This is a genomic window from Comamonas sp. SY3 (assembly GCF_041730275.1).
Taxonomy (GTDB): Bacteria; Pseudomonadota; Gammaproteobacteria; order Burkholderiales; family Burkholderiaceae_C; genus Comamonas; species Comamonas sediminis.
Genome location: NZ_JBGTYN010000013.1, coordinates 42,639 through 69,167, shown reverse-complemented (window position 1 = coordinate 69,167; position 26,529 = coordinate 42,639). Strand labels below are relative to the sequence as shown.

Here is a 26,529-nt window from a genome sequence, read left to right as displayed (position 1 = left end):
ATGGGCCATGCCTGCCAACGCGGGCATGGCCAGGGTCTCAGTTTTTAGCAGTGCCCAGATCCACGATGCCGCACAGGTGCCGGGGATCGAGCCGGTCGCGCCAGCCATCGGCCCATTGCTGCAGCAGCGGCGGCGTAAAGCGCTGGTAGTAGGTCAGGTTGTGCGGGCCCACGCCATGCTCGGCGCTGTAGCTGCCGCCAAAGTCCTGCACCACCATGCCGTAGATGGCATCGCGCAGGCGCTGCACCACGGCCGGGTCGTACTGCTCGGGCGCATCCTTGCGCCAGATGACGTTGAAGTGCACACCGCCGTCGGCGATATGGCCAAAGTCCACCACCGTGAGGAAGGGGTAGTCGCGTGCCACCAGCTCGCGTCCTTTGCGGCAGAACTCCATGATGCGCGAGCGCGGCACCGACACATCAAACGCAATGGGCTTGCCCAGCGCACGCGCGCCTTCGCTGATGCTATGGCGCAGGTGCCACAGCTCGGTGGCATTGCCCAAGGCCGCGTTGACGATGGTCGACTCAAACTGGTCTTCCAGGAAGCTGTTGAGTGCTTCTTGCAGATCCAGCTGGCTGTACTTGGGCGAGGCATTCGCTTCCAGCTCGACCAGGATGGCGAACGCAGGCGCATCATCCGGTGCAAAGGGGTTGCGCAGGTTGGGCACATGGTCAATGGCCGCCTGCATCGCATTGCCCGAGATGCCTTCGAACGCGGCCAGCCAGTCACCCAGGTCGCGCTCAAAGGCCTGCAGCAGCGCCATCACCGCCTCGTCCGAGGCTGGCACCACCAGCGCCGTGGCGCGTTGCGCCGGGCGGGCATGCACCTGGATGGTGGCCTGCGTCACGATGGCGCCTGCGCCGGAGCCGCCGACAAACAACTGCTTCCAGTCCACCCCGGTATTGTTCTTGCGCAGCGCGCGGCCCAGCTCCACCACCTCGCCGGGCGGGTCCATCAGCACCACTTGCAGCGCCATCAGGTTGGAGCGCACATCGCCGTAGCGGATCAGGCGCGTGCCACCGGTGTTGGTGGCCACCATGCCGCCGATCGAGGGGTTGGCCCCCAGATCGATCGGGAACCACAGGCCATGGGGTTCGAGCTGGTCATTGAGCTCCTGCAGGGTCACGCCAGCGTCCACCACCACGCTGCGGTTGGCCACATCCACCTCGCAGCGGCTGCGCAGGCGCGACAGGCTCAGCACCAGCTGGGTGCCGCTCATGTCCGGCGTGCTGGCGCCCACCATGCCGGTGTTGGCGCCTTGGGGCAGCAGCGCAAGGCCGCGTTCGGCGCAGAGCCGCACCACCGCCTGCACCTGCGCCACATCGGCAGGGCGCACCACCAGGCGCGCACGGCCCTGGCCGTAGCGCGCGCCTTCTTCGTAGGCGGCCATGTCGGCGCCTTGCAGCACCCCGGCTTCGCCCACAATGGCGTGCAGCGCGCCCAGCAACTCGCGGTTGTCCAGATCAGAGGCGGCCATCGCTCAGGCCACGCTTTCTGCCACAGCGGCTTGCGCCAGGGCCTCACGCACTGCTTGCAACGACGCATCCTGCATCGCCTGGTACAGCGCGATCTCGTCATGCACCTGGGCGCCCAGGTCGGCCTCGAACGCCTGCTGCGCCTGGTTGGCTTCATAGTGCTTTTGCTCTTCACCGCCCAGGTTGGACTGGAAGATACCGGCCGCGCTCACCGGCAGAAAGTCCTCGTACACGATCGGCTCGGCGCGCACCACACCATCGGCAATCAAGGTCTCGATATCAGCCGATGCATCGCCTACGGGCTGCTGCAGCACATAGCGGTAGAAGGCCAGGCCCTGCTGGCGCATGGCGTCATGGCTGTCGGGGAAGGCCGCGAACGACGACTCCAGGCGGTCCTGGTAGTTGGCGCTGGCGCTGCCGGCATTGCCCATGCTGCGCACATTGGCCAGCAGGCTGTCGTACAACGCACGGCCCTTGCGGGTCAGCGCCACGCCGCGCTGCTCGATCTCGCCAAAACGGGCGGTGTGCGTGCCCTGGTCATCGCTGCCGGGGAAGTTCACGCGCTCCTGCAGCGCCTTGAAGCTGGTCTGGCGCAGCAGGATCGGGCAGGCGCGGCGGGGTGGGCCTTCGACCACATCCTTGGCATCCATGCCATGGGCGGGCATGCGCTGCTGGGCAGCATCGATATCGAGGGTGCGCGGCGTCAGGTGGTTGATATGCGGGCCCTTGAAGCAGACCACATCGGCCACCAGGCGGTGTGCCTTGTGCAGCTTGTCATAGGTGGCAGCGTCCACGGTCGCCTCGCTGTGCCAGCGGAAGGTCTCCAGCGCTTCGCGCACAAACTCATCAGCCTCTGCATCGGTCAGGCCGCCGGCGGCTTCGCACTGGGCGATCAGCGCCAGCGCGCGCTCGGTAAAGATCTGGCGGCGGGCGAGGATGGCGGCAGCCTCCTGCCGCAACGCTGCATCGGCCAGCAGATCCAGGCGCAGCAGCGACGTGAACACGCGGAACGGGTTGCGGTTGAGCGAGCTGCCCAGCACAGGGCGGAACGCAGTGGAGTGCACCGGCACGCCGGCCACCGACAGGTCGTAGTAGCCCACGGCTTCCATGCCCATCACGGCAAACAGGCGCCGCAGGGTGGACAGCTCCTCCTTGGTGCCCACGCGGATCGCACCATGGCGCTCCACATCCAGGCGGTCCAGCTCGTCGGCCTGCGCCATCGCCTGCGCCAGCGCGGGCTGGGCCTTCAGCACTTCGCCATTGACCTGGGCCACCAGGGCCATCAGGTTGCCGTATTGCGGCACTTCGTCGCGGTACATATCGGACATGGCGCGGGAGAAGCGCGAACGAACCTCATCGGGGTGCACAAATTGGGTCATCGTGGGTACCAGATCAATAGCTAATAAAACGGGGAAACGGGCCTGGTGCCAGCCACTACAGACAGCGGGCGCACCAGGTCAGCACTGCGCGTCATGCTAGGCAGAGCGTTGTGCCAGGTCAAACGACAATAGCGCGGCACATTATTCCAATTACGCACAACATGGCCGAAGCGGTGGCTGCGATGCGCGATGCGATGCTGGCTGCGCCCCTGCATGGCCGTTGTACGCGGCCTGCAGGCATAAAAAAACCCAGCCGGGGCTGGGTGGATGCAAGGTGCAAGCGCGTCGCTTACTGGTCCGCGTAGGCTTCCAGGGGCTTGTCGTTAGGCTCTTGCAGCAGCTTCTTCAGCGTATCGCTCATCGGCAGGTTCAGTGCCTGGCCCTTGGGCGGGATCGGTTGCATGAACCACTTGTCATAGACCTTGGCCAGCTCGCCGGACTTCATCATCTTGGTCAGGCTGTCGTCCACGGCCTTCTTGAAGGCGGGGTCGTCCTTGCGGAACAGCAGCGCAATCGGCTCCGATCCCAGCGCCTCGCCGACAATCTTGTAGCCCGCCGGATTGGCCGAGTTGGCAATCACGCCGGCCAGCAGGTTGTCATCCAGCACAAAGGCATCGGCACGGCCCGATTCCAGCAGCATGAAGCTCTCGAAGTGGTCCTTGCCCAGGGTGGTGGGCAGGTTGATGCTGTTGTCCTTGGCAAACTTGCGCAGCAGCTGCACGGCGGTGGTACCGGCCGATGCGGCCACCGTCTTGCCATCGAGCTGCTTGACGCTGGTGATGTTGGAATCGGCACGCACCGCTGCGCGCACCTGGCTCACATAGGTGGTCACCGCAAAGGCCACCTGCTTTTGGCGGCTGAGGTTGTTGGTGGTGGGGCCGCAGCCGATGTCCACGGTGCCGTTTTGCACCAGTGGCATCGTGTTCTGGGCCGTCAGCGCCATGTATTCGATCTTGGCCTTGGGCGCGATGTCCTTGAGCACGCGCTCGCACAGCTCGACGTGGTAGCCGCCGAAGGTCTGGTTGGAGCCGATGGCGTAAGCCATCGGGGCCGAGCTTTCGCGCACGCCTACCACCACCTTGCCGCTGCTGTTGATCTTGTCGAAGGTGCTTTGCGCAAACGCCGCGCCGCCTGCGGCAAAAGCCACCGCTGCAGCAAGCATCTTGATGCTGAATGTCATTGTGTACTCCTTGGAAATGATGAATTGGCAGCCAGGCGTGGGGCCGAAGCTGCTCCACCAGCTTTGTGGTTGCGCTGGTCTTGGTGCGCTGCGCATGCGCGCTTGAGAGCAAACTGGATGCACTGGCTTTGCGCCAGCGCATCCAGCCTCCAAGTATTCCAGAGAGTCGCGCCAATCCCTAGCGCGGATTCCGAAGCATGTGTTGCTGTTTTGGAAACACCGTGCTGCACTGCCGTATCTGCGGTAGCAGCAGACGGCAGTGCCTGGCGAGCGGCCTCAGGGAGCCAGCCGGCTCACCAGCGCCACGGTCGAAGGGTCCACGCTCTGCCAGTCGCCCTGGTCGCGGCGCGCAAACAGGTCCTTGGCCAGTTGCTTGCCCAGCTCCACGCCCCACTGGTCAAAGCTGTTGATGCCCCAGAGCGCACCGCTGACGAACACGCGGTGCTCATACAGCGCGATCAGCGCGCCCAGCGAGGTGGGGGTGAGCTTGTCCATCAGCAAGAACGTGCTGGGCCGGTTGCCCGGGCAGTACTTGGGGCCCTGCTCTTCGGTGCGGCCCACCAGCAGCGCCTGCGCCTGCGCAATGGCATTGATGACCAGGTTGTTCTGGTGGCTGGCGAGGTTCTTGCCGCCCTCGCGTGCGGCGATGAACTCCACCGGGATCACATCGCGGCCCTGGTGGATCATCTGGAAAAAGGCATGCTGGCCATTGGTACCCGGCTCGCCCCAGACCACCGGCGACGTGGCATAGGGCAGCGGCTGGTTCTGCACATCCCGGCCCTTGCCGTTGCTCTCCATCTCCAGCTGCTGCAGGTAGGCCGACAGCCGGCGCAGGCCATGGCTGTAGGGCGCGACACAGCGCGTCGCAAAGCCGTGGAAGTTGCGGTACCAGACGTCGAGCAGGCCCAGGCGCACCGGCAGGTTCTGCGCCAGCGGCGCGGTCTTGAAGTGCACATCCATGTCATGCGCGCCTTGCAGCATTGCCCGGAAGGACTCGGCCCCCACCGCAATCGCAATCGGCAGGCCGATCACCGACCACAGCGAGTAGCGGCCGCCGACCCAGTCCCAGAAGCCCAGGGTGGTGTCGATGCCAAAGGCTGCAGCCGCCTCGGTATTGGTGGTCAGCGCCCAGAAATGCCTGGAGATCGACAGCGCGGCGCTGCGGTCCTCGCTGCCGCCTTGCGCGATGAACCAGTCGCGCGCCGAATGGGCGTTGACCATGGTCTCCAACGTCGTGAACGACTTGGACGCGACCAGGAACAAGGTGCTCTCAGGCCGGGTCTGCGCCAGCACATGGCCCAGCTCATGCCCGTCCACGTTCGACACAAAGTGGAAGCGCTTGCCGGCAATGCGCCAGTCCTCCAGCGCATTGACCACCATGGCCGGGCCCAGGTCGGAGCCGCCAATGCCGATGTTGACGATGTCGGTGATCTGCGGATTGGCGCGCACCTGCTCGGCCAGCGCCAGCATCTGGGCCAGGCTGTCGTGCACATCCACCAGGGCCTCGCGCACGAAAGCGGGGCTATCTGGCAACCAGTCCTCCAGGCCCTCGGCGGGCTGGCGCAGCAGCCAGTGCATGGCCGCCCGGCCTTCGGAGCCATTGACCTGCGCGCCGGCAAACATCGCATCGCGTGCCTGCGCCAGGCCGCATTCGCGGGCCAGCTGCAGCAAGATCTGCTGGCTTGGGTGGTCGATCAGGTTCTTGGACAGGTCGGCAAACAGATGGGGCGCCTGCTGGCTGAACGCGTCCAGGCGCGTTGCGTCACCGGCAAAGGCTGCGCGCAGATCCAGGCCCCGGCCCTCAGCGTCGTAGTACTTTTGCAGTTCTTGCCATGCGGGCGTTTCATCGCAGCGCTTGCGCTGTGTCGCACATTCTCGGTTCATACGGGCAGTGTAAATTGCTCACCAGCGCTGCCAGACCTCGCCGGCAGCGGCCAGCTCAGGCGGATTGCAACAACTTGTCGAGCTTGATGGCATCGGCCACAAAGGCGCGGATGCCTTCGGCCAGCTTTTCGGTGGCCATCGCGTCTTCGTTCAGTGCAAAGCGAAAGCCCGCTTCGTCGTACTGCACGCGCTCCAGCGACAGTGCCTTGGCGGCTTCGGCATTCAACGCGGGCTGCAATGGTGCATCGGCCGCGGCCAGCTGGGCCAGCAGCTCGGGCGAGATGGTCAGCAGATCGCAGCCGGCCAGCGCAGTGACCTGGCCGATATTGCGGAAGCTCGCGCCCATCACCTCGGTGGGGATGCCGAAATGCTTGTAGTAGTCAAAGATGGCCTTGACCGACTTCACACCCGGGTCGTTGGCGCCGGCCATTGCGGCCTCGTCCCAGTTGCTGCCGGCCTGCTTCTTGTACCAGTCATAGATACGGCCCACAAAAGGCGAGATCAGCTGCACCTGGGCCTGGCCGCAGGCAATGGCCTGGCACTGCGCAAACAGCAGGGTCAGGTTGGTGTGGATGCCCTGCGCCTCCAGCGCCTTGGCGGCCTGGATGCCTTCCCAGGTCGAGGCGATCTTGATCAGCACGCGGTCGATGTGCACGCCCTCGGCCTCATACAGCGCGATGAGGCGCTGGGCACGGGCCACCGTCGCATCGGTGTCGAACGACAGGCGGGCATCGACCTCGGTGGACACACGGCCCGGAATGATGGACAGGATCTCGGCGCCAAAGCGCACCAGCAGGCGGTCCATCACCTCGTCCAGCGGCTTGCCGCGGAACTTTTGCACGGTCTCGGCCAGCAGCGGCGCGTAATCGGCCTTCTGCACGGCCTTGAGGATCAGGGACGGGTTGGTCGTCGCGTCTTGCGGCTGGAACTGGGCCAGCTGGTGAAAGTCACCGGTGTCTGCCACCACCGTGGTCAGCGCTTTGAGTGCATCGAGTTGGTTCATGGTCTGCTCTTGGTCAATATCCGGTCTGACGTGCTTGTCTCCCCTGCTGCGCACGGCGGCCAACACGGGGGGCGCTCAAGCTTAACCGAACTTTTGCGCGGTTTGAGGCTGTCTGCATTCTACGGCTTCCCCCATCACCATGAAACTGAGTTACATTAATCCCTGCCTTGATGTTCAGGAAGTTTCATGCGTTTTGATCTGGTTTTATTTGGCGGCACCGGCGATCTGGCCTGGCGCAAATTGCTGCCCGCGCTGTTTCAATCTTTCCGCCATGGCAGCCTGCCTGCCGACGGGCGCATCATCGGCGTAGGCCGTGGCGCGATGAGCGACGACGAATATCGCGCGCTGATCGCCCAGCGGCTGGCCGAGGTCGAAGCCGACAAGCGGCCCAGCGATGCGGAATTTGCCCGCTTTGCCCAGCACCTGCACTACCTGCGCATGGACCTGTCCCAGCCGGCCGACTATGCTGCGCTGCGCGAGCTGCTGCAGGCGCGCGATGCCGACACCGTCGTGATGTACCTGGCTACGGCACCGTCGCTGTTCACCACGGTCTGCGAGCAGCTGGGCGCGGCGGGCCTGGCCACCGAGCGCACCCGCGTGGTGCTGGAAAAGCCGCTGGGCCATGACCTGCCCTCGAACCGCGCCATCAACGCGGCCGTGCGCGAGGTGTTTTCCGAAACCCAGATCTTCCGCATTGACCACTACCTGGGCAAGCCATCGGTACAGAACCTGCTGGCGCTGCGCTTTGGCAATGCCATCTTCGAGCCACTGTGGCGGCGCGAGAACATCGCCAGCATCGAGATCACGATGGCCGAGCAGCTGGGCGTGGAAAAGCGCGGCGAGTTCTACGAAAGCACCGGCGCGCTGCGCGACATGGTGCAAAACCATGCGCTGCAGCTGCTGTGCGCGATTGGCATGGAGCCGCCCATCAGCGCCGATGCCGATGCGATCCGCAATGAAAAGCTCAAGGTGCTGCAATCGCTCAAGCGCTGGACGCCGGAGACGGTGAGCCGCGACGTGGTGCGCGGCCAGTACGCGGCCGGCCAGATTGCCGGCAAGCCGGTGCCGGGCTACCGCCAGGAAGACGGCGTCTCGCCCAATAGCCAGACCGAAACCTTTGTGGCGCTGCGCACCGAGATCAGCAACTGGCGCTGGGCCGGCGTGCCGTTTTTCATCCGCACCGGCAAACGCCTGGCGGGGCGCGAGGCCTCGATCGTAGTGCATTTCCGCCAGGTGCCGCATGCCATCTACCGCACGCCGCTGGGTGCGGCCAACCGCCTGACCATCCACCTGCAGCCCAAGGATGGGCTGACCCTGCAGCTGATGGCCGCCGCGCAGAGCCAGGCCGATACCGGTGGTGTGCAGACCTTGTCGCCCGCCGCGCTGGACCTGGACTTTGACCAGCGCTTTGGCACCGAGCGCGTGGGCGCCTACGAACGCCTGCTGCTCGATGTGATCGCCGGGCGCCTGAACCTGTTTGTGCGCGCCGACGAGCAAGAGGCCGCCTGGCAATGGGTGGAGCCGATTCTGGAGGCCTGGCAACAGGCCAATGCCCGCGGCGAAGGCCCCCGCCCCTATGTGGCCGGCCATTGGGGCCCGGGCGCCGCCAGCGCGCTGGTGGCACGCGACGGCCACAGCTGGATGGAAGAGTTTTGACCGCCACCGCCCACTACCGCTTCACCCGCTTCAAGGTAACGCCATGCTAGACCGCATCACCGCCTCCCTTCCCTCGCTGGCACCGGCCGAGCAGCGCGTGGCGCGCCTGGTGCTGGCCGATCCGCGTGCCTTTGCCTCGCGCCCCGTGCGCGAGCTGGCCGAACTGGCCCATGTCAGCAAACCCACCGTGGTGCGCTTTTGCCGCAGCATGGGCTATGACGGCCTGGCCGATTTCAAGCTCAAGCTGGCCGGCAGCGTCAGCGAGGGGGTGCCCTTCATCCACCGCAGTGTCGATGCTGATGACAAGACCAGCGATGTGCTGGTCAAGGTGGTTGACAACTCGGTCGCCGCCTTCCTGGCCTACCGCAATGCCGCCAGCACCACGGCGCTGGAGGCCGCATCCAGCGCCATTGTGGCGACCTGGCAGGCAGGCAAGCGCATCGAGTTCTATGGCGTGGGCAACTCCGGTATCGTCGCGCAGGATGGGCAGCACAAGTTCTTCCGCCTGGGTGTCACCAGCCTGGCGACCAGCGATGGCCATATGCAGGTGATGAGTGCCACCATGCTGGGCGCGGGCGACTGCGCCATCGTCATCTCCAACTCCGGCCGCACGCGCGACCTGATGGATGCCACCGACATTGCCAAGCGCAATGGCGCCACGACGATTGCCATCACCGCCAGCGGCTCGCCGCTGGCCCGTGCGGCCAATATCCACCTGGCCGCTGACCACCCCGAGGGCTACGACCGCTACAGCCCCATGGTCTCGCGCCTGCTGCACCTGCTGATTCTGGATGTGCTGGCCACCAGCGTGGCACTGCGCATTGGCGAGCCACTGCAGCCTGTGCTGCAGCAGATGAAGGACAACCTGCACGCCAAGCGCTATACCTGACAGCGTTTTCGGCTGGACGCAACGAAAAACGGGGCAGCCAAGGCTGCCCCGTTGTCATGCGGCGCGTGCAGCGGCGTTTGCAGCCGCGTCAGCATTCAACGCACATTGGCAAAGCGCTTGGTGCTGTACAGGTCGGTGGACAGGCGCTTGAGTGCGGGCAAACCGGTGCTGGCGTCCTTGGGCTGCGATTCGATGTAGTTGAAGAACACATCGGCATCGAGCACGCCGATGTCGAGGCGGCGCGCCGCAGGCACCGAGGCCAGGGTCTTGTAGCCGTCACCGCCGTTGGCGTTGAAGCTCAGCACGAACAGGCGGTAGGTCTTGCCCGGGTCCAGCGCAGCCCATTGGCCGGTCGTGGTGTCGCGCACTTCGATGCCTGAGACACGGCTGCCCAAGGTGGCCTTGGCATTCACGTCAAAGCGCATGCCACCGGTATAAGGGTAAGGACCGGTCGAGCCGCCAGCGCCGTACACGGCTTCCAGGCCGTCTTCGAGCATGCCCTTGACTTCGGTGCCGGTGACATCCAGGCGGAACAGCATGTTGCCAAACGGCAGCACCTGGATCGCATTGGCAGCGGTCACTTCACCATTGAGCGGAATGCGCACGCCACCGCCGCTTTGCAGCGAGATGTCGGCACCGCCGTAGTGTGCATTGGCCACTTCCAGATAGGACTGGGCCACCAGCTGCTGGATGTCACCGCCGCGCAGGCTGACACTGCCTTCGGCATTGCAGGCCGCGCTGGAGCGGCTGTAGTCGGAGCTGCCTTCGCCACCGGGCACCCGGCGCGAGCACAGCTCTTGCGGTGCATAGGCGACCTTGGTCACGTTGAAGCTGGCGACCTTGTCGCTGAAAGGCTTGAGCACGGCGGCGGCCTGCGCAGAAGGCGCCGTGATGCGCAGGAAGCCGGCGGCATTCACGCTGCTGATGATGGACGCGCGCTGGGTTTGGGTCGCGGCAGTGCCGGCGATCTTGAAGTCATCGCCGATCAGCACATGGGGCGTGCCTTCGCACTGGCGGACCACGCCGTCCTTGTCGAACTTCACCTTCAGCTCGCCCACGACCTGCGAGTACTCCAAGGCCTGCACGATGCAGACGGGCTTGCCGTCAAGGTCGGTGGTGTTGGTGGGGTAGGCGCCGCCTGGCGTGCCCACGCCGATGGTCTTCATCGCGTCCGGGCCCAGCAAGGTGTGCGAGTCACCGCCGACGATCACGTCCACACCACGCAGCTTTTTGGCGATGCTGCGGTCGTTGTCGTAGCCGATGTGGCTCAGCAGCACGATGCGCTTGACGCCCTGGGCCTGCAGCCTGTCGATTTCGCGCTGGGCCGCCACGGCTTCGTCTTCGAACAAGGTGTCCTTGTCCGGGCTGGACGAGGCCTTGGTCTTTTGCGCAATGGTCAGGCCGACGATACCGATCTTCTGGCCGCCCCGCTCCACCACGGTGGAGGGCGAGACCGCGTTCGGTGCGCGGCTGGGGTTCAGCGCCGAGTTGGCGCCAAACTGCACGTTCGCACTCAGCACCGGCGTGGCGCATCGGCCCGTCTTGAGGCGGTCCAGGATGCCCTTGAGGCCCGAATCGCCCTTGTCGAATTCGTGGTTGCCCAGGGTGTAGGCATCAAAGCACACGGTGTTGAGCATGGCCATGTCGGCCTCGCCATCGGCACCTGCGCGGTTGAAGTACAGGGTACCGGTCACCGCATCTCCGGCGTGCAGTTTCAGCACATGGGTCGACTGGGCGGCGATCGCGTCGATGGCGGCCGTCACGCGCGGGAAACCTGCGGCGTCCACGGTCACGGCCGTGGTCTTGCCATCCACCGGCAATTGCAGGGTGGCTGTCTTGCTGGCCAACGTGGAGTGGTGGTCGTTGATGTGCAGGATCGTCAGCACATCGTCTTTTTCGCTGTCGTTGTCGCTGGAGCCGCCCCCGCAAGCCACCAGCACGGCGGCTGTCACACCGCACACCGCCCATACCATCACCTGACGTGCACCCTCTCGCACTGACAATGCAACCATTTCTGCGCTCTCCGTATAAACAAAGGGCTCTATGGTTTGTCTGCCAGATGACGTAGGTGTGACTTTCTGTAATAGCAAAGGGGCTTAGCCAGCGGATGTGCCCCACAGCAAGACCGGTGTTTTACAGCACCGGAATGCGCCCTTCCTCGACCGCATGGCAGGCCACCTTCACGCCGGCATCATCGATCAGCTGCGGGCGCTCGCTGCGGCAGCGCTCATTGGCCAGCGGGCAGCGCGGGTTGAAGGCGCAACCGGTCGGAGGGTTCAGCGGATTGGGCACCTCGCCCTGCACGGGCGTGCGCGCCTTGCCGGTGTCATGCATCTTCGGGATGGCATCGAGCAGCATGCGCGTATAGGGGTGGCGCGGCTTGGCAAACAGGGTTTGCTTATCGGCCAGCTCTACAAGCCTACCCAAATACATGACACCCACCTGGTCGCTGACATGGCGCACCACGGCCAGGTTGTGCGAGATGAACAGATAGGTCAGACCGCGCTTTTTCTGCAGGTCCTTCATGATGTTGAGCACCTGGGCCTGCACCGAGACGTCGAGCGCCGAGGTGGGCTCGTCGCAGACCAGAAACTCCGGCTCGGTCGCCAGTGCGCGGGCGATGGAGATGCGCTGGCGCTGCCCGCCCGAGAACTGGTGCGGGTACTTGAGCATGTCCATCGGCGCCAGGCCCACCTGCACCAGCAGCTCGGCCACACGGGCCTTGAGTTGCTCGGTATTGGTGATCAGGCCATGCTCCTTGAGCGGCTCGCCGATGATCTGCTCGACCGACCAGCGCGGGTTCAGGCTGGCATAGGGGTCCTGGAAGATCATCTGCACGCGGCGGCGCATCGCGCGCGCGTTCGGGTCGCGGAAGGCGGCATGCGCATCCTGGCCATCAAAGGTGAAGGTGCCACGCGTGGGGCCGTACAAACCCACCAGCAGGCGCGCCACCGTGCTCTTGCCGCAGCCGGACTCGCCCACCAGGGCCAGGGTCTTGCCCTTTTCAATGTCAAAGCTCACGCCATCGACGGCGCGCAGCAGGCTGCGCGGCTTGCGCTCCAACACCCGGTTGAGCCACGGTGCGGACACATCAAAGGTCTTGGCCAGGTCGCGGGCCTGCACCAGCGGCTGCTTGTCGCCTGCGCCTGCGTGGCCTTGTGCACTCTGCAGCGGCGCTGGATCGTTGTTCGTCATGGTTGCCATCTCGCTCATACCGTGTCCTCGGTGGCAGCCACTTGGGGCTGGTTATCGGCTGCATGCAGCCAGCAGGCGGCCTGGGTGGCGCCAGCGGCCATCAGCTCGGGGCGCTGCTCCATGCAGCGGTCAAACACCTGGGGGCAGCGCGGGTTGAATGCGCAGCCCTTGGGAATGGCATTGAGCCGGGGCATGGCGCCGTCGATCTGGTTGAGGCGTTCGCGGTCGGCTTCCATATCAGGGATGGACGCCATCAGGCCCCGGGTATAGGGGTGCGCCGGGTGGTTGATCACCTCATGCACCGGGCCGATTTCTGCCACACGGCCGGCATACATCACCGCGACCCGGTCACAGGTCTCTGCGATCACGCCCATGTCATGGGTGATCAGCATCACCGCAGCACCGCGGGTGCGGCAGATGTTTTTGAGCAGGCTGATGATCTGCGCCTGGATCGATACGTCCAGCGCGGTGGTGGGCTCGTCGGCGACGATCAGCTTGGGCTCGGCCGCCAGCGCCAGCGCAATCACCACGCGCTGGCGCATGCCGCCGGAGAACTGGTGCGGAAAGTGGTCAATCCGCTCTTCGGCTGCCGGAATGCCGGTGTCCTTGAGCAGCTGGATCGCGCGCTGGCGCGCCTCCGCCGCCGAAAGCTGGAGGTGGGTCTGGATGGTCTCAATCAGCTGGCGGCCCACGGTGTAGAGCGGGTTCAGCGACGTGAGCGGATCCTGGAAGATCGCGCCGATGCGGCGGCCCCGGATGTGGCGCATCTTGTCGGCAGACAGATTGTCGATGCGCTCGCCTTCGAGCACGATCTCGCCCGAGGCCACATGGCCTGGCGGCTCAAGCAGGCCGATGATGGACGCGCCGGTCAGCGACTTGCCCGCGCCCGATTCGCCGACCACGCCCAGGATCTCGCCGGGGGCGATGGAAAAGGAGATGTTGTCCAGCGCCCGCAGCACACCATGGCGATTGGGAAACTCGACCACCAGATTTTTAACTTCCAACAATGACATCGTGGTTGTTCCTTGTTCGTCTTGTGTCCGCACCATCAACGCAGGCGCGGGTTGAGCGCATCGCGCAGCCAGTCGCCCAGCAGGTTGACCGACAGCGCAATCAGCACCAGCATCAGGCCCGGGAAGATCGTGATCCACCACTCACCGGAGAACAGGTAGTCATTGCCCACGCGGATCAGAGTGCCCAGCGATGGCGAGGTGGGCGGTGCGCCCACGCCCAGGAAGGACAGGGTCGCCTCGGTGATGATGGCCGTCGCCACCTGGATGGTGGCCAGCACCATGACGGGGCCCAGCACATTGGGCAGCACATGCTTGACCATGATGCGCAGCGGCGCTACGCCGGTAACGCGGGCGGCCTGCACATATTCCTTGTTGCGCTCCACCATCGTGGAGCCGCGCACCGTGCGCGCATACTGCACCCAGCCGGTCAGCGAGATCGAGAGGATCAGCACGCCAAAGGCCAGCGATTCGTTGGCATTGGGAAACACCGCGCGGCCGACACCAGCGATCAGCAAGGCCACCAGAATGGCTGGGAAGGACAGCATCACATCGCACAGGCGCATCAGCACCGAATCGATCCAGCCGCCCTTGAAGCCTGCAAGCAGGCCCAGGCCCACGCCAACCACCACGGACAAGGCCACCGAGGCCAGGCCGACGATCAGCGAAATGCGCGCGCCATACATCAGCGCCGACAGAATGTCGCGGCCCTGGTCGTCGGTGCCCAGAATGTACTTCCAGCCACCCTCTTCGCTCCAGACCGGCGGAATGCGCGCATCGCTCAGCTCCAGGGTGGTCAGGTCAAAGGGGTTGTGGGGCGCCACCCAGCCGGCAAACAGCGCGCAGAACACGCATACCGCCGCAATGAGCGCCGCCACAATGGCTGTGGGCGAGTTGCGAAAGCTGTAGCCCACATCGCTGTCCATCCAGCGCCTGATTCGGTTTTTCATCGTCATCTTCTCTCTCTAATCGCTGGCCGCTGCAGCGCAGCGGCCCGGGCATTTACTTCTTCACCGTCATCCACTTGAAGGGCATGAAGCCATCGGCCATCTGCACCAGCTCCACGTTCTTGCTGACACCCCAGTTCATGAACTGCTGGTGCAGCGGCAGGTAGCCCACGTCGTCGGCTACGGTCTGCAGCGCTTCATGGATCGCCTGGTTGCGCTTGGCCGTATCGGTCTCGGACTGCACCTGGCGGGTCAGCGCATCGACCTTGGGGTTGCAGTAGTTGCCGTAGTTGAACGCGCCCGCACCCTTGCCGTCATTGCAGTTCATCAGGGCCAGCAGCGGGTTGTGTGCGTCGTAGGTTGATGGCGTCCAGCCGAGGATGTAGAAGGCGGTTTCATGGCGCATGATGCGCGGAAAATAGGTGCCCTTGGTCTCGGCATTGAGCTGCACCTTGATGCCGATCTTGGCCAGATTGGCAGACACGGCCTGGCAGATGCGGCTGTCGTTGATGTAGCGGTCGTTCGAGCAGTTCAAGGTCAGCGAAAAGCCATCCGGGTAGCCCGCCTCGGTCAGCAGCTTCTTGGCGGCGGCAGGATCGTAGGGCAGGCGCTTGATGTCTTCGGCGTAGCCATTGACGCCCTTGCCGATCAAGGTGGCCAGATTGCCCGATGCCCCGCGCATCACCTGCTTGTGCAGGCCTTCGATATCGATGGCCTGGTAGAAGGCCTGGCGCACGCGCTTGTCCTTGAACGGGTTCTTGCCCTTGACGCTGGCGTTCAGCAGTTCATCGCGCTTCTGGTCCATGCCCATGAAGATGGCGCGCAGCTCCGGCCCGGACACCACGCGGGTGCTGCCCGTGTTGGCCACGCGGTCCAGATCCTGCACCGGCACCGGATCGATCACATCGACCTGGCCCGACAGCAGCGCCGCCACGCGGGTGGCATCGTTGGCCACAGGCGTGTAGACGACTTCCTGCACATTGCCGTCGATCTTGTCCCAGTAGTTGGCGCTGCGGTTGAAGACGGTGCGCACATTGGGCTGGCGCTCGCGCACGCGGTACGGCCCGGTGCCATTGGCCTTGAACGATGCCGTGTTCTCGATGCCCTTGCGGCGGTCCACCGGATTGACGGCATTGTTGGCCTCGGACCAGGCCTTGCTCATGATGTAGACCTGCGAGATCATGCTCGGCAGGATCGGGGCTGGATCCTTGGTCTCGATATCGACCGTGTAGTCGTCGACCTTGCGGGTCTCCTTGATCGGATTGGTGTAGGACTTCATGTCCGAGCCCTCGAGCTGCGTGCGCATCATCGAGAACACCACATCATCGGCCGTGAACGGCGTGCCATCATGGAACTGCACCCCCTTGCGCAAGGTAAAGCGCCAGACCGTGGGCGAGGTCTGCTCCCATTGGGTGGCCAGCACCGGGCGCAGGCTCAGATCCTTGTTGCGGCCGGCCAGCGGCTCGTAGACATTGCCGGTCACGCTCAGCTGTACCGTCTCGTTGAAGGAATGCGGGTCCATGGACAGCGCATCGCCCTGGGAACCGATGCGCACGGTCTGCGCGCCGGCGGAAACATAGGCGGCAGCCAACATCGATACCAACAAGGTCTTGCTCATCGTGTGCTTCATGTTTTCCCCTTTTTGTGAAATCCGGCTCTGGAGGAGCCGGGTGCCGAGGCCTCAGCCCAATGCAAGCGGCATGCCACGCTCGACGATGCCGGCATGCAGCGCTGCCCCCAGTGGCAGCACATCGTCATTGAAGTCATAGCGGTTGTTGTGCAGTGGGATGATGTCGTCACCGACGGCCTGTCCCAGGCGCAGATAGGCCCCCAGCTTTTGCTGCAGCATGAAGGAGAAGTCCTCGGCGCCCATGCTCGGGTCCATGTCGCGCACCACCAGCGCTTCGCCGACCAGCTCGGAGGCGACATCACCGGCAAAGAGGGCCTCTTCAGGCGTATTGATGGTGGCGGGGTACGAGCGCTCGTACTGCAGCTGCGCGTTCACGCCAAAGGCCAGGCCCAGCGCCTGGCACAGCTCGCCCAGCCGGCGCTCGACCATGTTCTGCACATCGGGGTTGAAAGTGCGCACCGTGCCCACCAGGGTCGAGGAGCCCGGCGTCACGCTGAACGCAGCCAGGTCACCGGATTGCACTGCACAGATGCTGATGACGGCAGAATCGATCGCGCGCACATTGCGCGAGACGATGGACTGGATCGCGGTGATCAGGTGGGCCGACGCCAGCACCACATCGTTGGTCTGGTAGGGGTGCGCGCCATGCCCGCCCTTGCCGGTGATATTGATCTGGATGCGGTCGGCCGCCGCCATCATTGCGCCCGGGTTGATGCCGATCATGCCCTGGCGCATCGCCGGCCAGTTGTGCATCGCATAGACCGAATCGACCGGAAAGCGCTCGAACAGGCCGTCCTGGATCATTTCGCGCGCACCGGCATAACCTTCCTCGCCCGGTTGGAAGATCAGCACGGCGGTGCCGTCAAAGTTGCGGGTCTCGGCCAGGTAGCGGGCCGCGCCCACCAGCATCGCCGTGTGGCCGTCATGGCCGCAGGCATGCATCAGCCCCTGCTTGCCCGAACGCCAGCTGCAGTTGCCCTGCTCGGTGATCGGCAGCGCATCCATGTCGGCCCGCAGGCCGATCATGCGGCCGCTGCCGTGCTTGTGGCCACGGATCACACCGACCACGCCGGTCTTGCCGATGCCCTGGTGGATCTCGTCCACGCCGCAGAGGCGCAAGGCCTCGCTCACGCGGGCAGCGGTGTATTTTTCTTCGAAACCCAGCTCCGGGTTGGCATGCAGGTCACGGCGGAAGGCCGTCAGCTCCGGATGGATCTGGGCGAGGTGAGAAAAAGCGCGCGAGCTCGCGCTGTAAGGCAGACGTGGCATCTCAGTGCCCTCCCGATTTCTCGACGCGCAGGCGCGGGTCGACAGCGAAATACAACAGATCGACCACGAGGTTGATCACGACAAAAATCAGCGCAATCAGGCACAGGTAGGCGGCCATGACGGGGATATCGGCAAAGGTGACCGCCTGGATGAACAGCAGTCCCATGCCGGGCCACTGGAACACGGTCTCGGTGATGATCGCGAAGGCAATCAGGCCGCCCAGCTGCAGACCGGTGATGGTCATCACCGGCACCAGCGTGTTCTTCAGTGCGTGGCCAAAGTAGATGGTGCGGTTGCTCAGACCCCGGGCCTTGGCAAACTTGATGTAGTCGGTGCGCAGCACCTCCAGCATCTCGGCACGCACCAGGCGCATGATCAACGTGAGCTGGAACACCGCCAACGTGATGGCCGGCAGGATGATGTGGTGCCAGCCCTTGGCGCTCAGCAGGCCGGTGCTCCAAAAGCCCAGCTGCATCGTCGTGCCACGGCCAAAGCTCGGGAACCAGCCCAGGTGCACCGAGAAGATCAGGATCAGCAAGATGCCGATCAGGAAGGTGGGCAAGGACACGCCCAGCAGGGACAAAGTCATGAACACCTGGCTCATGAAACTGCCACGGCGCAGCGCCGCATACACGCCCATCGGCACGCCGATGACCAGGGCCAGCAACGCGGCGACCATGGCTAGTTCAAAGGTCGCCGGGAAGCGCTCGGCAATCAGTGAGGAGACCTTGGCACCCTGGCGCAGGCTGATGCCGAACTCGCCCTGGGCGGCATTCACCAGAAAGTGCCAGAACTGCACGAAAAAGGGTTTGTCCAGCCCCAGTGCGCTGCGCAACTCGGCAATTTGCTGGGGGGTGGCATCCTGGCCCAGCAGGAAGGTGACCGGGTCACCGACATACTGGAACAACATGAAGGAGATGAACGCCACGGCGATCATCACGATCACCGCCTGTATCAATCGGCGCAATATGAATGCAAACATGGCTGACTCTCATCGTGACAAACAGAGGGAAGGTGCCCAGGACCCTTTGCAAAACGCTCCGCCATGGTCTGAACGCAGGCCCGGGCGAGCCGCTGGCGTCTCGTCCCGATCGGTGTCCATCCCGTTTTGGCGAGGGCTCTGCAGAGGATCCCCAGCACCCGTGTTGTCTGCCTATTCTTCTTTCGCTTTTTATGGAACAGCCTGCCACCCTATCGGGCGGCAGGCCTGCAAACGGCTCGCCGCTGGTCAGCGGACTGTCACCAGCTTGATGTCGACCCGGTTGTCAGCACGGTGCACCAGGTCGATGTTCTTCTTCATCGCCCAGGGGATCACCTGGTCATACAGTGGCAGGTGGGAGACCGTGTCGTTGGACAGCTGCAAGCCCTCGGTCAGCATGCGGGTGCGCACGGGCTGGTCGGTTTCCGTTTTGACGCGATCGACCAGGTAGTCCATGCGTTCATTGCTGTAGCGGCCGACATTGTAGTTTCCGTCGCCGCCCTTGCCGACGGTGCGCACCAGCGACTGCAGGCTGTAGAGCGAATCGAAGGTAGGCACGCCCCAGCCCAGCATGTAGATGCTCGCTTCGTTGCGCTGGATCATCGGGAAGTAGGTGACCATCGGCAAGGTGCGCAGCTTGGCCTTGACCCCTACCTTGGCCCACATCGCGGTGACCGCCTGGCAGATCGCCTCGTCGCTGATATAGCGGTTGTTGGGGCAGGCAAAGTCCACCTCAAAACCATCGGGGTAACCCGCTTGAACCAGCAGCTTCTTGGCGGCCTCCTGGTCATAGGGCAGACGCTGACCGACTGCCTCGGTCCAGCCGTTGACCTGAGGCGCCACCAGGGTGCCGGTGGGCTTGCCCAGGCCACGCAGGATGGTCTTGGTGATCGCCTGGATATCGATGGACTGGTACAGCGCCTGGCGCACCTTCTGGTCCTTGAGCGGGTTCTTGCCTTTGACGTTCGACCCGGGCAGCTCGTCACGGAACTGGTCCATGCCGAAGAAAATCGTACGGTTCTCCAGGCCTTCGAGGATCTTCAGATCCGGGCTGGCGCGCAGGCGGTTCAGGTCCTGGGGTGTGGGATCGAGCACCATGTCCACTTCACCCGACAGCAGCGCCGCCATGCGGGTGGGCGCCGACTTGATCGGGGTATAGGTGATCGAAGTCACATTGCCCGGCATCTGTCCCCACCAGTTGGGGTTCTTCTTGAGCACCATGCGTACATCGGGCTGCCAGGATTCGAGGATGAAAGGCCCCGTGCCCATCGCATTGCGGTGGGCAAAATTCTCGTCGGACTTCTTGATGTCCATCGGTTCAGTGGACTTGTTCTTCTCGGACCAGGCCTTGCTCATCATGCGCAGCTCGGTCATCTGGCGCAGCAGCACCGGGTTGGGGTCCACCATGAAGATGTCGATGGTCGCGTCATCGACCTTGACGACCTTCTCGATGCCCTGCACAAAGGGGCCATAGTTCGAGGTCTTGGCCATCGCACGCGTGATCGAGAACACCGCATCATCGGCGGTGAAGCTCGATCCGTCCTGGAACTTCACGCCCTGGCGCAACGCAAAGCGCATCTGCTTGGGGGTGACTTCTTTCCACGAGGTAGCCAGCAGCGGCTCGACCTGAAAGGTCTTGCTGTTATAGGTGACCAGGGTCTCGTAGACGTAAGGGTGAATGGCGTTGTGCAGGCCATTGTTTTGCGCATGGATATCCCAGCTGGCGACGTCGGCCTGGCTGGCCCATTTGAAGGGCTTGGCCTGGGCCACGCCAGCTGACAAAACGGTGGCTACCGCTATCGCAACCAGAGCAAGAGAAGGCTGTTTCATAAGTCCTCGCAGAATAGTAGTGCCCCACTATGCCGCAAGGAACCGATCTTCCGCATGGTGCTTCCCCCAAGCAGGGGATATTCCCGAGTTCGGCTTATTTCTGCTAGGTGACCGGCAAAAGCAGGTGTTTTGTCGGGCAAAACACGGCTTCTTCTGGCAAAACTGAAAATGCCTGCACAGCAGGGCGATGAGCGACGCCAACGCAGGCTGCTGGTGGAACGCGGTACAACGGCATCTTGGGGGCTATCAACAGCGATACAGCGTGCGGCCTGTAGGAAGGCTGCAACAAGGCACCTGGCAGTTCCTTCTCAACGTTGGCAGAAAGGAACAAAACCCAGGATCAAGCGCCAATCCGACGCCTTGCGCCCAGCCCCAGCGCGCTGCGGGGGCATTCAAGCTGCAGCGGCGAGCACCATTGATGCTGCCGCAACGATGGCGGTGCGCGGCCTTGGCCAGTGCCGGGCGCGTGGCTCGCGCAGGCATAAAAAAAGCCCGTCTTTCGACGGGCTTTTTGCTTTTCAGGTTGAGTAGCTAGGAAACCCTAGCCATTCATTAGAAAGCGTGACGCACACCAACGGTGATAGCGTTTTGGTTCTTGCCAGCGCGGGCTGGGTCGATGCCCAGGCCGTTAGCCGACAGGCTCATGGTTTCGCTCTTCTGGTTCTTCAGGAAAGCGTAGGTGCCGTACAGAGCGGTGCGCTTCGACAGGTTGTGGACATAGCCCAGCGACAGCTGGTGAGCCTTGCCTTCGATTTCCTTGTTGTCGTAGTAGTTGTAAGCCAGACGTGCTTCGCCAGCAGCGCCGACAGCAGCCGTTGCGCCCAGACCAGCGGACTGGAACTTAGCCTTGCTGCCACCACCCACTGGGGTGCTTTGCACTTGACGGATCAGACCCGACAGCTTGAAAGCGCCGAAGTTGTAAGCAGCGCCCAGACCCAGGCTTTGTGCCTTTTCGTAGCTGGTCGTTGGGTCGTTTTGCTGGTCGAAACCAATGCCGGCGCTCAGAGGGCCGTTGTTGTAAGCAGCGGTCACGCCAACATAACGCTTAGCGGAGCTGTCACCAGCGGTTTCGCCGAAGCCGTAGTTCACGCCAGCGGTGAAGCCGGAGATGTTAGGCGTGTAGTACGAAACCATGTTGCCCACGCGAACTGGGTCGCCGAAGCCGTAGGTGCCGTTGCCGAAGCTGAAGTTTTGGCCGATACCAACTTGGCCGAACACGTCGTAGCCGGAAACCACGTTGTAAGCGCTGGTCAGTTCACGACCCAGACGCACTTCACCGAAGTTGCCGATCAGGGACACGGTGGAACGACGCTTGAACTCGAAGCCAGGACCTGCAGCGCCGCCGCCGGAAGCGGTACCGCTGTCGTTCTGGATTGCGCCTTCCAGCCAGAAACCAGCCTTCAGACCGCCACCCAGATCTTCCACGCCGCGGAAGCCCAGACGGCTGGTGGCGTTACCGGAGTTGGTCAGACCGTAGTTGCTTTCGCCACCGCTGGTCTTAGCGTAGGTCACGCCAGCATCAACGATACCGAACAGGGTCACGGAAGATTGAGCCATTGCGGCGCCGGAAGCGGCCAGCACTGCCAAGGCAACAAGAGATTTTTTCATTGCGAGTTACTCCAAGGTTTAACAGACGGCGCTGGTACGGGGGGGTTGATGTCAGCCTCACGGTTCTGCACAACTTCTACCTGCTCCCGCGCCAACCTCCTAGTGTGGAAGTTCTCTCTATTTCAACAGACCGCAGGCGGTTGCGCAAACAAATTCCCCCACTTGAGGACCTATTCGCTGTAAATCGTTGCTTGAGTGCAACGTTTAACGAATGTCAGCCGCCGTCCAATTTTTCGACAAAAAATTTGCTGCAAAACAAGCCGTTTCAGAGGAGATTCGCCATGTTTGCAGCGGGGTGTATTCTACTGGTTAGCATGACACCCTATGCAAGAACGACTCCTTTGCGCAGCAGATACTGCGCTGCGCACCCTGTTTGCAACACCCCGTGCGGCCACCCCTTCGCCTGCCACGGGCATGGACGAGCCCGATCTCAGTTCTGAGGAGAAGAAGCTCTCCGCTTCCTATATGCGTGTCAACCATGTGGGCGAGGTCTGCGCACAGGCGCTCTACACCGCCCAGGCCATGGTCACCCGCGACGCGCATCTGCGCGAACACCTGCTGGACGCCGCCCAGGAAGAAATGGACCACCTGGCCTGGACCCATCAGCGCCTGCAGGATCTGGGCGAGCGCCCCAGCCTGCTCAACCCGCTGTGGTTTGCCGGCGCTTTCGTGATTGGCACCGTGGCCGCCACGGTCAGCGACCGCGCTAGCCTGGGTTTTGTCGAAGAGACCGAGAACCAGGTGTCCTTGCACCTGCAATCGCACCTGGAGCTGTTGCCCGCACACGACGCACCTTCGCGCGCCGTCGTCAGCCAGATGAAAGCCGACGAAGAACGCCATGCCGCCGCGGCGGTGGACGCCGGCGCCCTGCCCGTGCCCCTGCCCGCCCGGATGCTGATGAAGATCGCCTCCAAGGTGATGACGGTGACGGCGCACCATATATAGACAAGGATGGAAGGCCGCCTCTGAGGCGGCCGGCAAGCATTCTTAAGCCAACCAGTCAGGCTGCTGCGCCAGCAGCCAGGCATGCACATGGCCCCGCAAGGCCATGGCATTGGTCAGACAGCTGTCTACCGCTGCCTGGGTCACCAAGTCTCCTGAGTAGTCCGTCAAATTGCGCTGCTTGCGCAAGGCGTCCAGCGGCCAGATCTTCTGACTGGGCCACTGCACAGTAAGCGCGAGCGTCTGGATGGCGGTCTGGTGGTGGCCGGGTTTGCTGGTCAGTGGGCGGTAGCCATTGGCAATCAGGCCCAGCATGGCCAACTGCATGATAGCCTTATAGGCAGCATCAAACTGGTTTTCTTCGCTTAAGCCGGTGAGGTGTGCGTCGGCAATGTTGCGGTCGGCCGCAGCGAGCAAAGACCGCACTTGCTGCGCATTGGGCTCGACGGTCTCAAGACTGATGCCGACCAAGTTTTGCAAGCTCATCGTCGCTCCCCATCACAAAGATCTTGGGTTTGGACAGCACATCGCGCATGAACGCCTCCTGGGAGCGCGCTGCGAACTCTTGCTGGTCCAGCACGTGCGGATTGATCTCTCTGCCCAACTCGGCTTGAAGCGGCCACAGCAACTGCACCGCCTCGTCAAATCCTAGTTGACCGACCAGCATCAGGTCAATGTCGCTGCCCGCAGTCTCTTTTCCGCGCGCCACAGAACCATAGATAAAGGCCACATCGATCTTGTCTGCAACAGGCGCCAGGGCGGTTGCCAACACATCGGCCACGCCTGATGTCTTGCGCAAGATACTGGCCAGCTCTGTAAAAACAGGGCAGCCCTTGTCTGCGCGGTACAGCTGTTGGTTGCCCCGTTTTTCTCGTTGCAACAAGCCCACCGACGTGAGCTTGCCAAGTTCTCGGGTGATGGTGCCCGCCGGAAGCCCCGTGCGTCTGGCAATTTCTCGCCCGTGCAGCTGCGTATCAGGGTGCAGCAGCAACAGCCCCAGGACACGTCGCCGGTACTCCGGCAGCAGCAAGGCAATCAAAGATTGATTCATATAAGGCGTCAATTGTCGCCTTTTTTGCATCGAACTACAAGGCCAGTTGACATCCTGCACAGCTGCCCCAGGGCATTGCGGAATGTCAACACCCCTGCTTAGCCTTCCACCAGGTCAAACCCCGTGGTGATCTCGGCCGTCTTGCCAAGCATGATGCTGGCCGAGCAGTATTTCTCGTGGCTCATCGCGATCGCACGTTCCACGGCCGCTGGCGGAATGCCCTTGCCGGTGACGGTGAACTGCATATGGATCTTGGTGAACACCTTAGGCTCGGTGTCGGCGCGCTCGGCCTTCAGGGCCACGGTGCAGTTTTTCACATCGTGGCGGCCGCGCTTGAGGATCAGCACCACGTCATAGGCCGTGCAGCCGCCGGTGCCGGCCAGCAGCAGCTCCATCGGGCGGGCTGCGAAGTTCTGGCCGCCGTTGGCCGGGTTGGCCGCGTCGGGCGCGCCATCCATGGCCACCACATGGCCGCTGCCGGTTTCCGCCACAAAGCCCATTCCCGAGCGGGCGCCGCTCGCACCCGTCCATGTCACCGTGCATTCCATTGCATCTCTCCAAAAATCAGACGCCACAAGTGTGGCAGATCTGCCCTAACCCCTGCTATTTGTTGCTGTCTATCAACAGCATTGGAGAAAAAAATGGTTGCGGGCATTATTTTGCTGCATCGCAGCAGAAACATCGCTATACTTGGACCCATCTGCTGCTCCACAGCCAGGCGATGCCAAAACTGCTGGATGTAGCTTGCAAGTTGTCTCCTCCACCTCTCAAATGGTGGTTTCAAGCCCCTGATTCACATCAGGGGCTTTTTTTCTGCCCGTCGCTGGCGCAAATCCACTGCCGGTCCGCTCCAGTGAACGCCAGCGGTTATAGTGCAGCGGTCTTTCGATCACCTGATGCCCGCCACCCCCGCCCATGCCGCCACCCGCGCATGTCTTGCGGGCTGGCGCATCAACCAGGCGCGCCATCCGCATGCGCTACCTTCTCGTTGCCTCATTTCTCTAGCGTGCATCCCTATGCCCACCAAGACTGCTGCCGCGCTGACGCCGGCCGATTACCTGAAGAAAATTCTCACTGCGCGTGTCTATGACGTGGCCATTGAATCCAGCCTGGACTCGGCCAAGAACCTCAGCCGCCGCCTGCACAACAAGGTGCTGCTCAAGCGCGAAGACCAGCAGCCGGTATTCAGCTTCAAGCTGCGGGGTGCCTATAACAAGATGGCCCATCTGACGGCCGAACAGCTCAAGGCGGGTGTCATTTGCGCCTCGGCAGGCAACCATGCCCAGGGTGTGGCGCTGTCGGCCAGCCGCATGGGCACCCGTGCCGTCATTGTGATGCCGACCACCACGCCGCAGGTCAAGGTCGATGCCGTCAAGGGCCTGGGGGGCGAGGTGGTGCTGATGGGCGAGAGCTTCAGCGATGCCTACGAGCACTCGTTGACGCTGCAAAAGGAACAAGGCCTGACTTTTGTCCATCCTTTCGACGACCCCGACGTGATCGCCGGCCAGGGCACGATCGCGATGGAGATCATGCGCCAGGTGCAGAAAATCGGCTCCTCGCCGCTGAACGCCGTCTTTGTCGCGATTGGCGGCGGCGGCCTGATCGCCGGGGTGGCCAACTACATCAAGGCCGTACGGCCCGAGATCAAGGTCATCGGCGTGCAGATGAACGATTCGGACGCGATGATCCAGTCGGCCCGCGAAGGCAAGCGCGTGGCACTGAACGATGTGGGCCTGTTTGCCGATGGCACTGCCGTCAAGCTGGTGGGCGAGGAGACCTTCCGCGTTGCCCATGGCCTAGTCGATGAATACATCACGGTCGACACCGATGCCGTCTGTGCTGCGATCAAGGACATCTTTGTCGACACCCGCTCCATCGTCGAGCCCTCCGGCGCACTGGCCGTGGCCGGCATCAAGCAGTATGTGGCCAGGAACAAGACCAAGGGCGAGACGTATGCCGCGATCCTGAGCGGCGCCAACATGAACTTCGACCGCCTGCGCTTTGTCGCCGAGCGCGCCGATGTGGGCGAGGAAAAGGAAGCGCTGTTTGCCGTCACCATTCCGGAGGAGCGCGGCAGCTTCAAGCGTTTCTGCGAAGTCATTGGCAACCTGCCCGGTGGCGCACGCAGCGTGACCGAATTCAACTACCGCATCAGCGATGACCGGCGCGCCCATGTCTTTGTTGGCATTTCGACCAACAGCAAGGGCGAGTCGGAAAAGATCTGCCGCAACTTCCAGAAAAACGGCTTTGAAGCGCTGGACCTGACCTTTGACGAGCTGGCCAAGGAGCATGTGCGCCATATGGTCGGCGGGCGCTCGCAGCTCGCGCAGGATGAGCGCCTGCTGCGCTTCATCTTCCCCGAGCGGCCCGGCGCACTGTTCAAGTTCCTGAGCCTGATGGCCCCGAACTGGAACATCTCGCTGTTCCACTACCGCAACCAGGGTGCAGACTACGGGCGCATCCTTGTCGGCATGCAGGTGCCCAAGGAAGATTCGCACAGCTTTGAGCAGTTCCTGAACAACCTGGGCTACCCCTGGATCGAAGAGACCCAGAACCCGGCCTACCGCTTGTTCCTGCAGGCGTAAAACCGAACGAGCCCAGC

The 26,529-nt window shown here is 63.2% G+C and carries 21 protein-coding genes; 4 read left to right on the top strand and 17 right to left on the bottom strand.

The genetic code is table 11. The features are described from left to right. Positions 1-37 precede the first annotated feature (37 nt). From ACCQ08_RS16540 to tal, 5 genes are all read right to left on the bottom strand, one after another. A complete protein-coding gene (locus tag ACCQ08_RS16540; RefSeq protein ID WP_373450410.1) occupies positions 38-1,477 on the bottom strand; it encodes an FAD-binding oxidoreductase in 1,440 nt (479 codons plus the stop codon). Between the two features lie 3 nt (positions 1,478-1,480). After that, the gene (locus tag ACCQ08_RS16535) at positions 1,481-2,854 is read right to left on the bottom strand and encodes a VOC family protein (RefSeq protein WP_313332661.1); all 1,374 of its coding nucleotides are present in this window, start codon (positions 2,852-2,854) and stop codon (positions 1,481-1,483) included. Positions 2,855-3,143: 289 nt separating this feature from the next. Beyond that, positions 3,144-4,034 (bottom strand): transporter substrate-binding domain-containing protein, encoded by an 891-nt coding sequence (locus ACCQ08_RS16530; protein ID WP_373450409.1) that lies wholly within the window; start codon positions 4,032-4,034, stop codon positions 3,144-3,146. Positions 4,035-4,310: 276 nt separating this feature from the next. Further along, positions 4,311-5,918: a glucose-6-phosphate isomerase gene (pgi, locus tag ACCQ08_RS16525; protein WP_373450408.1), complete on the bottom strand. Its 1,608-nt coding sequence runs from the start codon at positions 5,916-5,918 to the stop codon at positions 4,311-4,313. A gap of 55 nt (positions 5,919-5,973) precedes the next feature. After that, positions 5,974-6,921: a transaldolase gene (gene tal, locus ACCQ08_RS16520; RefSeq protein ID WP_373450407.1), complete on the bottom strand. Its 948-nt coding sequence runs from the start codon at positions 6,919-6,921 to the stop codon at positions 5,974-5,976. 186 nt (positions 6,922-7,107) lie between these two features. On the opposite strand from tal, the gene zwf reads away from it, so the two are divergent. Together zwf and ACCQ08_RS16510 are read left to right on the top strand one after the other, a co-directional pair. Then, positions 7,108-8,577 (top strand): glucose-6-phosphate dehydrogenase, encoded by a 1,470-nt coding sequence (zwf, locus tag ACCQ08_RS16515; RefSeq protein ID WP_373450406.1) that lies wholly within the window; start codon positions 7,108-7,110, stop codon positions 8,575-8,577. Between the two features lie 43 nt (positions 8,578-8,620). Then, the gene (locus ACCQ08_RS16510) at positions 8,621-9,466 is read left to right on the top strand and encodes a MurR/RpiR family transcriptional regulator (protein WP_133857719.1); all 846 of its coding nucleotides are present in this window, start codon (positions 8,621-8,623) and stop codon (positions 9,464-9,466) included. 95 nt (positions 9,467-9,561) lie between these two features. Here the strand turns inward: ACCQ08_RS16510 and ACCQ08_RS16505 are convergent, their stop codons facing one another. The 9 genes from ACCQ08_RS16505 to ACCQ08_RS16465 form a co-directional block, all read right to left on the bottom strand. Continuing rightward, the gene (locus tag ACCQ08_RS16505; RefSeq protein WP_373450438.1) at positions 9,562-11,439 is read right to left on the bottom strand and encodes a bifunctional UDP-sugar hydrolase/5'-nucleotidase; all 1,878 of its coding nucleotides are present in this window, start codon (positions 11,437-11,439) and stop codon (positions 9,562-9,564) included. A 160-nt stretch (positions 11,440-11,599) separates the two neighbouring features. Next, complete coding sequence (locus ACCQ08_RS16500; protein ID WP_373450437.1) at positions 11,600-12,661, bottom strand: ABC transporter ATP-binding protein; 1,062 nt, start codon at positions 12,659-12,661, stop codon at positions 11,600-11,602. 14 nt (positions 12,662-12,675) lie between these two features. Beyond that, positions 12,676-13,674, bottom strand: a complete 999-nt coding sequence (locus ACCQ08_RS16495; RefSeq protein ID WP_312412363.1) for an ABC transporter ATP-binding protein — start codon at positions 13,672-13,674, stop codon at positions 12,676-12,678. Between the two features lie 35 nt (positions 13,675-13,709). Further along, the gene (locus tag ACCQ08_RS16490; protein ID WP_239809381.1) at positions 13,710-14,621 is read right to left on the bottom strand and encodes an ABC transporter permease; all 912 of its coding nucleotides are present in this window, start codon (positions 14,619-14,621) and stop codon (positions 13,710-13,712) included. 52 nt (positions 14,622-14,673) lie between these two features. Next, entirely contained in the window at positions 14,674-16,248 is a 1,575-nt protein-coding gene (locus ACCQ08_RS16485; RefSeq protein ID WP_312527424.1) for an ABC transporter substrate-binding protein, read from the bottom strand. A 51-nt stretch (positions 16,249-16,299) separates the two neighbouring features. Next, positions 16,300-17,517, bottom strand: coding sequence for a M20 aminoacylase family protein (locus tag ACCQ08_RS16480; RefSeq protein WP_373450405.1), 1,218 nt, complete (start codon positions 17,515-17,517; stop codon positions 16,300-16,302). A 1-nt stretch (position 17,518) separates the two neighbouring features. Then, the gene (locus ACCQ08_RS16475; RefSeq protein ID WP_133857713.1) at positions 17,519-18,499 is read right to left on the bottom strand and encodes an ABC transporter permease; all 981 of its coding nucleotides are present in this window, start codon (positions 18,497-18,499) and stop codon (positions 17,519-17,521) included. A 246-nt stretch (positions 18,500-18,745) separates the two neighbouring features. Beyond that, the gene (locus ACCQ08_RS16470; protein ID WP_312412341.1) at positions 18,746-20,326 is read right to left on the bottom strand and encodes an ABC transporter substrate-binding protein; all 1,581 of its coding nucleotides are present in this window, start codon (positions 20,324-20,326) and stop codon (positions 18,746-18,748) included. Positions 20,327-20,878: 552 nt separating this feature from the next. After that, the gene (locus ACCQ08_RS16465; RefSeq protein WP_312461665.1) at positions 20,879-21,934 is read right to left on the bottom strand and encodes a porin; all 1,056 of its coding nucleotides are present in this window, start codon (positions 21,932-21,934) and stop codon (positions 20,879-20,881) included. Positions 21,935-22,258: 324 nt separating this feature from the next. On the opposite strand from ACCQ08_RS16465, the gene coq7 reads away from it, so the two are divergent. Beyond that, the gene (coq7, locus tag ACCQ08_RS16460) at positions 22,259-22,879 is read left to right on the top strand and encodes a 2-polyprenyl-3-methyl-6-methoxy-1,4-benzoquinone monooxygenase (RefSeq protein ID WP_373450404.1); all 621 of its coding nucleotides are present in this window, start codon (positions 22,259-22,261) and stop codon (positions 22,877-22,879) included. A 42-nt stretch (positions 22,880-22,921) separates the two neighbouring features. Here coq7 and ACCQ08_RS16455 read toward each other — a convergent pair whose 3' ends face one another. The 3 genes from ACCQ08_RS16455 to ACCQ08_RS16445 form a co-directional block, all read right to left on the bottom strand. Next, positions 22,922-23,362 carry a DNA-binding protein gene (locus ACCQ08_RS16455; RefSeq protein WP_373450403.1) on the bottom strand — a complete coding sequence of 147 codons (441 nt, stop codon included), beginning with the start codon at positions 23,360-23,362 and terminating at the stop codon, positions 22,922-22,924. Continuing rightward, positions 23,328-23,927 (bottom strand): MarR family transcriptional regulator, encoded by a 600-nt coding sequence (locus tag ACCQ08_RS16450; RefSeq protein ID WP_312412328.1) that lies wholly within the window; start codon positions 23,925-23,927, stop codon positions 23,328-23,330. The genes ACCQ08_RS16455 and ACCQ08_RS16450 overlap by 35 nt, the downstream gene beginning before the upstream one ends. A 98-nt stretch (positions 23,928-24,025) precedes the next feature. Next, on the bottom strand, positions 24,026-24,475 hold the full coding sequence (locus tag ACCQ08_RS16445) for an OsmC family protein (protein WP_239809389.1): 450 nt from the start codon (positions 24,473-24,475) through the stop codon (positions 24,026-24,028). A 468-nt stretch (positions 24,476-24,943) separates the two neighbouring features. Here ACCQ08_RS16445 and ilvA point away from each other — a divergent pair, with 468 nt between their 5' ends. Then, positions 24,944-26,512: a threonine ammonia-lyase, biosynthetic gene (gene ilvA, locus ACCQ08_RS16440; protein WP_239809390.1), complete on the top strand. Its 1,569-nt coding sequence runs from the start codon at positions 24,944-24,946 to the stop codon at positions 26,510-26,512. Positions 26,513-26,529: the final 17 nt, after the last annotated feature.